Source organism: Acrocarpospora sp. B8E8 (assembly GCF_039871605.1).
GTDB lineage: Bacteria > Actinomycetota > Actinomycetes > Streptosporangiales > Streptosporangiaceae > Acrocarpospora > Acrocarpospora macrocephala.
Window position 1 is genome coordinate 1 of sequence record NZ_JBDPLV010000218.1, and the last position, 715, is coordinate 715.

Genomic DNA, 715 nt, shown 5'->3' on the forward strand with positions numbered 1-715 from the left:
CGACCAGGTTGCGCACGGCCACGCTGCCCGACCCGATGTGGAACTGCACATAGTCCGAGTAGGCGTAGATGCGTCCCTCGGGATCGAACAGCGCGGTGTTGAAGTCACCGGCCTCGGTGATGACGGGTGATCCGGAGGACCGGATCATCGCGATGCCCATCTCCTCGACGATCGAGTCGAGGCGCATCCTGATCACTTCCAGCGTGATCGGGTCGAAGTCGGACGTCGGTGAGCTCACGGGGGGTCTCCTTCGATCAGGCGCTGGCGTCGGCGTGGTTCAGGCGGATGAGGAAGTGCCCGCCGTCGATGACCTCGACTGTCGCGTCCGGCGGCACGTAGACGGTGGTGTCGGGCTCCTCGATCAGGCACGGGCCCTCGGCCTTGCCGAGCGCGCCGAACCCCCGGTGCACCTCGACGCGGCGGCGGTGCCCGGACAGCGGCTCGATGACCTCCCGCTCGGTGGCGGTGTGGCGCTCCTGGCCGAAGGTCTCGGTCACGGTCTGCGTCTCGGTACGGCCGACCGCCCGGACCCGCGAGTTGACCAGCAGCACCTCGGCCTCGGTCCACGCGGTGCCGGTGCCGAACTCGGCCTCGTAGTCCGCCACGAACCGGCGCCGCAGCCTCTCCTTGTCGCCCTCCCGGAACGGCTCCTCGGGCAGGCGCGTGGTCACCTCGAAGATCTGGCCGACGAACTTCATGTCGGCCTCGCGGTAGA

The 715-nt window shown here is 68.8% G+C and carries 2 protein-coding genes; both read right to left on the reverse strand.

What is annotated here, in order from left to right:
- Nucleotides 1–238 (reverse strand): hydantoinase B/oxoprolinase family protein (locus ABGB08_RS54700; protein WP_347608569.1); only part of this gene is annotated, 238 nt, incomplete at its 3' end.
- Nucleotides 239–254: 16 nt separating this feature from the next.
- The coding region (locus tag ABGB08_RS54705) for a hypothetical protein (protein WP_347608572.1) at nt 255–715 on the reverse strand (461 nt) is incomplete at its 5' end.